This is a genomic window from Streptomyces sp. SID1328 (genome assembly GCF_009865595.1).
GTDB classification, from domain to species: domain Bacteria; phylum Actinomycetota; class Actinomycetes; order Streptomycetales; family Streptomycetaceae; genus Streptomyces; species Streptomyces griseoluteus.
In genome coordinates this window covers 1-10,041 of the sequence record NZ_WWKH01000514.1, presented here as the reverse complement: position 1 = coordinate 10,041, position 10,041 = coordinate 1, and the positions used below count along the sequence as shown (strand labels likewise).

Annotated in this window: 9 protein-coding genes; 5 read left to right on the top strand and 4 right to left on the bottom strand. The window is 71.1% G+C overall.

What is annotated here, in order from left to right:
* Positions 1-132: 132 nt before the first annotated feature.
* On the bottom strand, positions 133-1,149 hold the full coding sequence (locus GT030_RS16040; RefSeq protein WP_161201676.1) for a phosphotransferase: 1,017 nt from the start codon (positions 1,147-1,149) through the stop codon (positions 133-135).
* A 532-nt stretch (positions 1,150-1,681) separates the two neighbouring features.
* Between GT030_RS16040 and pdhA the strand changes: the two genes are divergently transcribed.
* The 3 genes from pdhA to GT030_RS16025 are packed head-to-tail and all read left to right on the top strand — an operon-like array spanning position 1,682 to position 5,256.
* Positions 1,682-2,872 carry a pyruvate dehydrogenase (acetyl-transferring) E1 component subunit alpha gene (gene pdhA / locus GT030_RS16035; RefSeq protein WP_161201675.1) on the top strand — a complete coding sequence of 397 codons (1,191 nt, stop codon included), beginning with the start codon at positions 1,682-1,684 and terminating at the stop codon, positions 2,870-2,872.
* A 1-nt stretch (position 2,873) separates the two neighbouring features.
* Positions 2,874-3,851, top strand: coding sequence for an alpha-ketoacid dehydrogenase subunit beta (locus GT030_RS16030; protein WP_086690300.1), 978 nt, complete (start codon positions 2,874-2,876; stop codon positions 3,849-3,851).
* 10 nt (positions 3,852-3,861) lie between these two features.
* On the top strand, positions 3,862-5,256 hold the full coding sequence (locus GT030_RS16025) for a dihydrolipoamide acetyltransferase family protein (protein WP_161201674.1): 1,395 nt from the start codon (positions 3,862-3,864) through the stop codon (positions 5,254-5,256).
* Positions 5,257-5,464: 208 nt separating this feature from the next.
* Here the strand turns inward: GT030_RS16025 and GT030_RS16020 are convergent, their stop codons facing one another.
* On the bottom strand, positions 5,465-6,361 hold the full coding sequence (locus GT030_RS16020; RefSeq protein ID WP_161201673.1) for a D-alanyl-D-alanine carboxypeptidase: 897 nt from the start codon (positions 6,359-6,361) through the stop codon (positions 5,465-5,467).
* Positions 6,362-6,572: 211 nt separating this feature from the next.
* Here GT030_RS16020 and GT030_RS16015 point away from each other — a divergent pair, with 211 nt between their 5' ends.
* Together GT030_RS16015 and GT030_RS16010 are read left to right on the top strand one after the other, a co-directional pair.
* Positions 6,573-7,223, top strand: a complete 651-nt coding sequence (locus GT030_RS16015) for a GntR family transcriptional regulator (protein WP_161201672.1) — start codon at positions 6,573-6,575, stop codon at positions 7,221-7,223.
* On the top strand, positions 7,220-8,524 hold the full coding sequence (locus tag GT030_RS16010) for an MFS transporter (RefSeq protein WP_161201671.1): 1,305 nt from the start codon (positions 7,220-7,222) through the stop codon (positions 8,522-8,524). Before GT030_RS16015 ends, GT030_RS16010 begins: the two co-directional genes overlap by 4 nt.
* Before the next feature lie 5 nt (positions 8,525-8,529).
* On the opposite strand, the gene GT030_RS16005 is transcribed toward GT030_RS16010, so the two are convergent.
* Together GT030_RS16005 and GT030_RS16000 are read right to left on the bottom strand one after the other, a co-directional pair.
* Positions 8,530-9,255, bottom strand: coding sequence for a class I SAM-dependent methyltransferase (locus GT030_RS16005; RefSeq protein WP_161201670.1), 726 nt, complete (start codon positions 9,253-9,255; stop codon positions 8,530-8,532).
* Between the two features lie 48 nt (positions 9,256-9,303).
* Positions 9,304-10,041 (bottom strand): maleylpyruvate isomerase family mycothiol-dependent enzyme (locus GT030_RS16000; RefSeq protein WP_161201669.1); only part of this gene is annotated, 738 nt, incomplete at its 5' end.

Genomic DNA, 10,041 nt, shown 5'->3' with positions numbered 1-10,041 from the left:
GGTGCCGGCGGCGCGGACGCCGGTGCGGCGGCCGGGGCGGACGCGGCCGGCGCGAACGGCACTTGAATGCCGACGTCGCCGGCCCCCGGAACGGGTCCGGACGGGCCCGTCGGCTGACCGGGCCAAGGCGGCTCAGCCCGTGAAGGCGTCGCACACCGCGTCGTACTCCCGTGTCCACCACACCGCGAGCGCGGAGGCGGCCGGGAACTGGCAGTCGGCGCGGGTGTCACCGCGCTCGTAGTGCCAGCGCAGCATCCAGAAGTCGTTCAGGCGCTCCCACCACACCCGGTGCACGGCCGCCGCCAGCTCCGAGGGGGTGGCGCGCGCCGCGCGCCGGTACGCCCGCGCGTACGCCCGCGCCTTGGGCAGGTCCAGCATTCCCGCGGGCCGTACGAAGAAGATCGCCGCGGCGCGTACGGCCTCCTCGGCGCGGGGCTGCACTCCCAGGCGGTCCCAGTCGACGATGGCGGCGGGGGTGCCGCCCCGGTAGAGCAGGTTGAACGGGTGGAAGTCGCCGTGCACCCAGCCCACCGGGCCGCCGCGCGGCGGGCGGCGGTGGGTGTGCTGCTCCAGCAGCGACCGGCGTTCCAGCAGGCGGTGACGGGCCAGGTCGTCGAAGGCGTCGGCGGGTTTGTGGCGGTGGACGTGGCCGAGCAGATCGTCGATGAGGGCGAAGGTGTCGGCCGGGTCGGCGCTCTCGACCGGGTGCGGGCTCGTGGCCGGGCGGGTGCGCCCCTTGGGCGGCATCACGCGCTCCAGGCAGGCGTGCACGGCGCCCAGCAGCGCGCCCAGGCGTGCGCTCTCGGAGCGGGTGAGCTGGCCGCCGTGCAGATGTCCGCCCTCGATCCAGGGGTGCAGGGCGTAGGCGTGTCCGCCGACGACCGCGACCGTGCGGCCCTCGCGGTGGGTGAGCGGAGGGACGGCCGGGACGCCGACCTCGGCGAGGCGCTGGGTGGCCAGATGGCGGCGCTCGATGGCGTCGGGGTCGGCGGTGTCGGGGTCGAAGTGGTGCTTGAGGAAGTACCGGCCCCGTGTGGTGCGCACCCGGTAGCCCCGGTTGAGCAGGCCCTGGTCGACCGGTTCGCAGGCGAGGGCCGTACCGGCTCCGTACAGGGGTAACAAGGTGCCGAGCGGGGGCGCGTGGGGCACGACGGGTGGTACACGAAGGCGCTGCACGCGCCGATGCTAGGGCACGAAAAGACCCCGTGAGCTGGGGGTTGTCACAGGCAGTCGTCGGCGGTCGCATTCGGTCACCCGGCGTGCCCCGGTGAACGTCCGGGTGCACACGGAAGTGCAATTCGCGCGCGGCGCGAAAGAAATCCCCGCCCTTCCGCGGTGACGCGCCGGGACTCTTCCTTTGAGCTGGGTGGGCGGGATAACGTGCCGTTGCTCCGGCCTCCTGCAAGGCTGTGACCAGCGAACTTCCGGGTCTTGTCGATTTACTTGGAAATCCAAGCAAAATCGCAGGTCAGGTGGGGTTTCACAGAAATGTGGAGCACTGGGTAACGTTAAAAGCCGCAGGCGCTCGCCGGGGCACCTGTCACGCCTGTTCCCGGCCGAGCGGCACCCACCCCGTGCCCGGTGGTCGAGAAGAGGTGGCCGCTCCCCCCGGCTCCGACCGAGCAAGGGGGAACCCAGGCTCACCGGCAACCCCGTGGGCCGGAACGACGGAGGAGCACACGTGACCGTGGAGAGCAGTGCCGCGCGCAAGCCGCGACGCAGCGCCGCAGGCAAGACCGGTACCGCCGGTACCGGGCGCAGCACCCGCAGCACCGCGAAGCAGGGCACCGAGCCGGAGCTGGTACAGCTCCTGACGCCGGAGGGCAAGCGGGTCAAGAACGCCGAGTTCGACGCCTACGTCGCCGGCATCACCCCCGACGAGCTGCGCGGTCTGTACCGCGACATGGTGCTCACCCGCCGCTTCGACGCGGAGGCGACCGCCCTTCAGCGCCAGGGCGAGCTGGGCCTGTGGGCCTCGCTGCTCGGCCAGGAGGCCGCGCAGATCGGCTCCGGCCGCGCCACCCGCGAGGACGACTACGTCTTCCCGACCTACCGCGAGCACGGCGTCGCCTGGTGCCGCGGGGTCGACCCCACCAACCTGCTCGGCATGTTCCGGGGTGTGAACAACGGCGGCTGGGACCCCAACGGCAACAACTTCCACCTGTACACGATCGTCATCGGCTCGCAGACGCTGCACGCCACCGGCTACGCCATGGGCGTGGCCAAGGACGGCGCGGACTCGGCCGTGATCGCCTACTTCGGCGACGGCGCGTCCAGCCAGGGGGACGTGGCGGAATCGTTCACCTTCTCCGCGGTGTACAACGCCCCGGTCGTGTTCTTCTGCCAGAACAACCAGTGGGCGATCTCCGAGCCCACCGAGAAGCAGACCCGCGTCCCGCTCTACCAGCGCGCCCAGGGCTACGGCTTCCCCGGGGTCCGGGTCGACGGCAACGACGTGCTGGCCTGCCTCGCCGTGACCCGCTGGGCGCTGGAGCGCGCCCGCAACGGCGAGGGCCCGACCCTGGTCGAGGCGTTCACCTACCGGATGGGCGCCCACACCACCTCCGACGACCCCACGCGCTACCGCCACGACGACGAGCGCGTCGCCTGGGAGGCGAAGGACCCGATCCTGCGCCTGCGCGCCTACCTGGAGTCCTCCAACCACGCGGACGAGGGATTCTTCGCGGAACTGGAGAGCGAGTCCGAGGCGTTGGGCAAGCGAGTGCGGGAAGCGGTCCGCGCCATGCCGGACCCGGACCGCTTCGCCATCTTCGAGAACGTGTACGCGGACGGGCACGCGCTCGTCGACGAGGAGCGCGCCCAGTTCGCCGCCTACCAGGCGTCGTTCGCGGACGCCCAGGGGGGCAACTGACATGGCGGAGAAAATGGCTCTGGCCAAGGCGATCAACGAATCGCTGCGGCGCGCGCTGGAGACCGACCCGAAGGTCCTCGTCATGGGCGAGGACGTCGGCAAGCTCGGCGGTGTCTTCCGGGTGACCGACGGCCTCCAGAAGGACTTCGGCGAGGAGCGGGTCATCGACACCCCGCTCGCCGAGTCCGGCATCGTCGGCACCGCGATCGGTCTCGCCCTGCGCGGCTACCGCCCGGTGGTCGAGATCCAGTTCGACGGCTTCGTCTTCCCGGCGTACGACCAGATCGTCACCCAGCTCGCGAAGATGCACGCCCGCTCGCTGGGCAAGGTCAAGATGCCCGTCGTCATCCGCATCCCCTACGGCGGCGGCATCGGCGCGGTCGAGCACCACTCCGAGTCCCCCGAGGCGCTGTTCGCGCACGTGGCGGGCCTGAAGGTGGTCAGCCCGTCCAACTCCTCGGACGCCTACTGGATGATGCAGCAGGCCATCCAGAGCGACGACCCGGTGATCTACTTCGAGCCCAAGCGGCGCTACTGGGACAAGGGCGAGGTCGACCCCGAGCTGATCCCCGGCCCGCTGCACAGGGCGAGCGTGGTCCGCGAGGGCACCGACCTGACGCTGGCCGCGTACGGGCCCATGGTCAAGCTGTGCCGGCAGGTGGCCGACGCGGCCGCCGAGGAGGGCAAGTCCCTGGAGGTGCTCGACCTCCGCTCGGTCTCCCCGCTGGACTTCGACACCATCCAGACCTCGGTCGAGAAGACCCGCCGTCTGGTGGTCGTCCACGAGGCGCCGGTGTTCCTCGGCTCCGGCGCGGAGATCGCCGCACGGATCACCGAGCGGTGCTTCTACCACCTGGAGGCCCCGGTGCTCCGGGTCGGCGGCTATCACGCCCCGTACCCGCCGGCGCGCCTGGAGGACGAGTACCTGCCGGGTCTGGACCGGGTGCTCGACGCCGTCGACCGCGCCCTTGCGTACTGAGGAAGGTTTCGTGACGACGATGACGGAAGCTTCCGTGCGCGAGTTCAAGATGCCGGACGTGGGCGAGGGGCTCACCGAGGCCGAGATCCTCAAGTGGTACGTGCAGGTCGGGGACACGGTCACCGACGGCCAGGTGGTGTGCGAGGTCGAGACCGCCAAGGCGGCCGTCGAACTCCCCATCCCCTACGACGGGGTGGTGCGCGAGCTGCGCTTCGCCGAGGGCACGACGGTCGACGTGGGTACGGCGATCATCGCGGTGGACGTGTCGGGCGGGGCGGCTCCCGAGCCGGCGCCGGCCGTGTCCGCCGAGCCCGCGTCGGCGCCCGCCGAAGAGGCCGAGCCGCAGGGCCGTACGCCGGTGCTGGTGGGATACGGGGTGGCCGCCTCTTCCACCAAGCGGCGTCCCCGCAAGGGACCCGAGGTGGCGGTGGCCGCCGCACCGGCCGAGCTGAACGGGCACGGCCCCGCCGCTCCCGCTGCCGCTCCGGTGAAGGAGCGCCCGCTGGCCAAACCGCCGGTGCGCAAGCTGGCCAAGGACCTGGGCGTCGACCTGGCGCAGGTCGTCCCGTCCGGGCCGGACGGCATCATCACCCGCGAGGACGTGCACGCGGCGGTGGCTCCGGTGGAGCCCGTGGTGGAGGCCCCGGTCCCGGCCCCGGCTGCCGTGCCCGCTCCCGCGCCCGCCGTGGCGGGGTACGACTCCGCGCGGGAGACGCGTATCCCGGTCAAGGGGGTCCGCAAGGCGACCGCGCAGGCGATGATCGGCTCGGCGTTCACGGCGCCGCACGTCACGGAGTTCGTGACGGTGGACGTGACGCGGACGATGAAGCTGGTCGAGGAGCTGAAGCAGGACAAGGAGTTCCAGGGGCTGCGGGTGAACCCGCTGCTGCTGATCGCCAAGGCCCTGCTGGTCGCGATCAAGCGCAACCCCGAGGTCAACGCGTCCTGGGACGAGGCCGCCCAGGAGATCGTGCTCAAGCACTACGTCAACCTGGGCATCGCGGCGGCGACTCCGCGCGGGCTGATCGTGCCCAACATCAAGGACGCGCAGGACAAGACGCTCCCGCAGCTGTCCGCGGCGCTGGGCGAGCTGGTGACCACGGCCCGCGAGGGCAAGACGTCCCCGGCGGCGATGCAGGGCGGCACGGTGACCATCACCAACGTCGGCGTCTTCGGCGTCGACACCGGTACGCCGATTCTCAACCCCGGCGAGTCCGCGATCCTCGCGGTCGGCGCGATCAAGCTCCAGCCGTGGGTCCACAAGGGCAAGGTCAAGCCCCGCCAGGTCACCACCCTCGCCCTCAGCTTCGACCACCGCCTGGTCGACGGCGAACTCGGCTCCAAGGTCCTGGCAGACGTCGCGGCAATTCTGGAACAGCCGAAGCGATTGATCTCCTGGGCGTAGAGAGCTCTTTCCGCCTCCGGAAAGGCTGAGACCTGACCCCCAGTCAGGGTTCTGGCCCCCAGAGGATTCTGAGACCGTGACGTCCATTCACCGTCTCAGAATTCTCTCGTTGAGCAGATGAACCGGCGCGAGTCGGCGCCACGCAAAGGGCCCGCCCACACGGAGTGAACCGTGTGGGCGGGCCCTGTTTCGCTGAAGCGGCGCAGCTCTACTTGGTGAAGCCGTAGTTCAGGAGCTTCGTCGCGTCCGTGCCGCGCTGGGTGACGGAGGACGACGCGAGGACCGTGCCGATGACCGTCTTGCCGTTGCGGGTGGCGGCGAAGACGAGGCAGTACTTGGCCTCGGGACCGGAGCCGGTCTTGACGCCGATGGCGCCGCTGTAGCTGCTCAGCAGCGTGTTGGTGTTGGTCCACGCCTTCATCGTGCGGGTGCTGCCGGTCTTGGTGACCGTCTTCGCCGTGTACGACTTGGTCTTGACGATCGCGCGGAAGTTGGCGTTCTTCATCGCACTGCTGGCGATCTTCGTCAGGTCGCGCGGGGTCGAGTAGTTCGAGCCCTTGCCGATGCCGTCGAAGGAATCGAAGTGCGTGTTCTTCAGGTTGAGGGCCTTCGCGGCGGAGTTCATCTTGCCGAGGAAGGAGCTCACGCGCGCGGAGTGCGTGCTGCCCGAGCCGTACTTGTCCGCGAGGACGTACGCGGCGTCGCAGCCGGACGGGAGCATCAGCCCGTACAGGAGCTGGCGGACGGTGACCTTGTCGCCGACGATCAGGCCGGCCGAGGACGCGTTGTTGGCGACGATGTAGTCGCTGGCGCCCTTGGGGATGGTGACCTTGGTGTCCAGGTTCAGGTTCGGCTGCGCCAGCACGACCTTCGCGGTCATGATCTTGGTGGTGGAGCCGGTGGAGCGGCGGGTGTCCGCGGCCTTGGTGTACAGCGACGCACCGGTGGAGTTGTTCATCACGTAGCCGCCCGCGGCCACGATCGAAGGCGCGGAAGCGGCCTGCGCGGGCGCTGCGGTGAGGGCACTGGTGGTGAGCAGCGCGCCGGACGCGACGGCGGCGGCGGCGGCCCTGCGGAGGGAGGAGCCCTTGATGCCGGTAATCAAAGCGAAATACCTCGATTGTCTGAAATGCCCTTGGAATGCGGCCTAGTTGAGGTGCCCTGAAAGGAGAGCCGCACCTGTGTGACAAGTGAACGGCCCCCATGGTTGCACCCTGAGGGAAGGAAAATTTCCGGCGCTCCGCTGACGCCCCTTCAGCCGGTTCCGCATGCTGGACCGCGCTGCCGTCCCGGCCTGTTGTATCTATCCTGTAGGCATGCAAACGGCCACCAGGCAGCCACCCGCCGCCGACCGCGTCTACACCCACGTCAAGCAGGGCGTCCTCGACCGCCGGTACGAGGGCGGCACCCTCCTCACCGAGGGTGAGCTGGCCGAGGCGGTGGGGGTGTCCCGTACCCCCGTCCGCGAGGCGCTGCTGCGCCTGGAGGCCGAGGGTCTGATCCGGCTGTACCCGAAGAAGGGCGCGCTGGTGCTGCCGGTCTCCGCGCAGGAGATCGCCGACGTGGTGGAGACCAGGCTGCTGGTCGAGGAGCACGCCGCCCGCAAGGCGGTGCCCGCGCCGCCCGCCCTGCTGGACCGGCTCGCCGAGCTGCTCCAGCGGCAGCGGGAGCAGGCCGCGGCGGGCGACTTCGCCGCCGCCGCCGTCACCGACCGCTGCTTCCACGCCGAGATCGTCCGCAGCGGTGGCAACGAGATCCTCTCCCGCCTCTACGACCAGCTCCGTGACCGCCAGCTCCGGATGGGCGTCGCCGTGATGCACTCGCACCCCGACCGGATCGCCAAGACCCTCACCGAGCACGCCGAGATCCTCGACGCGCTGCGCGCCGGGGACGCGGAGGCGGCGGTCGGGCTGGTGCACCGGCACGTCGGCTGGTTCTCCGAGCTGGCGCGCGGGGAGGTCCGATGAACCGGGCCACGACCACCCTGCCGGGTGACCCTCCGGGCGGCCGCCGGGCCGTCGCCGTGTGGTCCATAGGCGTCGCGGTCTACTTCGTCGCCGTCATCTTCCGCACCTCGCTCGGTGTGGCCGGCCTGGACGCGGCGGACCGCTTCCATGTGAACGCCTCCGCGCTGTCGACGTTCTCGATCCTGCAGCTGCTCGTGTACGCGGGCATGCAGATACCCGTCGGCCTGCTGGTGGACCGGCTCGGCACGAAGAAGGTGCTGTGCCTGGGCGCGGTGCTGTTCACGGTCGGGCAGCTCGGCTTCGCCTTCTCCCCGTCGTACGGCACCGCCCTCGCGTCCCGCGCGCTGCTGGGCTGCGGGGACGCGATGACCTTCATCAGCGTGCTGCGGCTCGGCACCCGGTGGTTCCCGGCCCGGCGCGGACCCTTCGTCGCGCAGCTCGCCGGGCTGGTCGGCATGGCGGGCAACCTCGTCTCCACCCTGGTGCTGGCCCGGCTGTTGCACGGGCTCGGCTGGACCCCGGCGTTCGCGGGCAGCGCGCTGGCCGGCGCGGTCGTACTGGTGCTGGCGCTGCTGTTCCTCAAGGACCACCCCGAGGGCCACGAGCCGGAGCCCTTCCCGCACCAGGGTGCCGCGTACGTACGCCGGCAGATCGCGGAGGCGTGGCGGGAGCCCGGTACCCGGCTGGGGATGTGGGTGCACTTCACCACCCAGTTCCCGGCGATGGTGTTCCTGCTGCTGTGGGGGCTGCCGTTCCTGGTGCAGGCCCAGGGGCTCAGCCGGGCCACCGCGGGTGAGCTGCTCACCCTGGTCGTGCTCTCCAACATGGTGATCGGGCTCGTCTACGGCCAGATCGTCGCCCGGCACCACGCGGCCCGGCTCCCGCTGGCCCTCGGTACGGTCACCGCGACCGCAGTCATGTGGGCGCTGACCCTCGCCTGGCCGGGCGCGCACGCGCCGATGGCGCTGCTGCTGGTGCTGTGCGTGGTGCTCGGCGCCTGCGGTCCCGCCTCGATGCTCGGCTTCGACTTCGCCCGCCCCGCCAACCCGCCCGAGCGTCAGGGCACCGCCTCCGGCATCACCAACATGGGCGGCTTCATCGCCTCCATGACCACCCTCTTCGCCATCGGCGTCCTTCTGGACGCCACCGGCGACGACTACTCCGTGGCCTTCTGCGCCGTCTTCGTCCTCCAGGCCCTCGGCCTCACCCAGATCCTCCGGCTGCGCGGCCGGGCGGCCCGCCGGGAGCAGGAGCGGTTGGTGGCGAGCAGGGTGGAGACAGTGCACGTGCCCGCGGCGTAGCCGGCTCAGCGCAGGACCGGGACCAGCGTCAGGTACGCCATTCCCAGGATTCCCCGGTAGCTCATCCACTGGGCCCGGTGGCGGTCCAGGCGTTCGCGGACCTCGGCCGCGTCCGGGTTGGCGGCCAGCCAGACTTCCTGGTCGGCCTGGTACCCCGACTCGAATTCCTCCCACTCCGGGAGGGTGGCCGTTTCTGTCCACTCCGGGCGGAAGCCGGACTCGACGGCGAGGTCCAGCAGGGCGGGGAGGGTGAGGTGGTCGGACTCGGCGGCGTCCGGCCACATGCCCGCCAGCTCGGCGGGAGTGGGCCGGCGGTCCCATATGCCCTCGCCCAGGAGGACCCGGCCGTGGTCGGAGACCAGGCGGCGGAGGGAGCGCAGGGCTTCCGGTGTGGGGCAGTCGGCGTCGGACAGGGCCTGGGTCGCGCCCACGCAGAGGACCAGGTCGGCGGGACCGTGGTCGGTGTCGCGGGCGGACTCCGCCAGGAAGGCCACCCGTTCCGCCAGGCCCCGCTCCTCCGCCGAGCGGCGGCCCCGGGCGAGGTCCGTCTCGTTGAGGTCGATGCCCGTGCCCCGTGCCTCCGGGACCGCTTCCAGGACGCGGAGCAGCAGCTCGCCCCAGCCGCAGCCGATGTCGAGGACGGTGTGGGGGCGGTTCGCGGAGAGGCGGCCGACGATCGCGTCGGCGCGGGCGGAGGAGAGCGGGCCGTGGAAGGTGAGTCGCGAGGTCATGGCGGGGACGGTAACCGCGGCCCGGCCCACCGGCACCCGATTAAAAGGTCACGGCGTGACCGCGAAGTTCCGCAGGATCGCCGCCGTCAGTTCCGGGTCGCCCTCGGTCTTGACGCGGTCGCCCGCCGCCTCCGCACTGATCCGCCCGCAGGCCAGCCGGAAGTACGTCTCCCAGTCGAGGCTGAAGCCGGCGGCGGGCCCGAGCGCGGGTGCCGTCTCCAGCGTGCCCCGGCCCTGGATGTCGACGCGGATCGTGCGCAGGAACTCCACCGGCCCGTGCACGTCGAAGACGATCGCCGAACTGCGCGGCGCCTCCGCCTTCTTGGCGACCACCATGGGCAGCCCGGCCAGCAGCAGATCACGGGCGACCAGCGCGCCGGGCGAGTCGAGGTTGCCCGGACGCCCGAGGGCGGTGCGCAGATCCTGCTCGTGCACCCAGACATCGAACGCCCGCATCCGCATGGCGTGTTCGAGGGTGATCTCCTTGCCCATCGGCCCCCGGACGATGGTGTCGGGCTGCCGGGACTCGTTGCGGATCTGCCGGTTGCGCCGGATGACCGTGTACTCCAGCTCCGACGTCATCTCCGGCGCCGTGTGATGGCGGCGCACGTCGACCTGCATCTCCATGTACCGCTGCGCCTCGTTGGTGACGTGGAAGAGGTCGCGGGGCAGTGTGTGGATCGGCCGGGGGTCGCCGAGCATCTCGCAGTCCAGCCCGATGACGTGGGAGACCACGTCCCGCACCGACCAGCCGGGGCACGGCGTACGCCGGTTCCACTCGGCCTC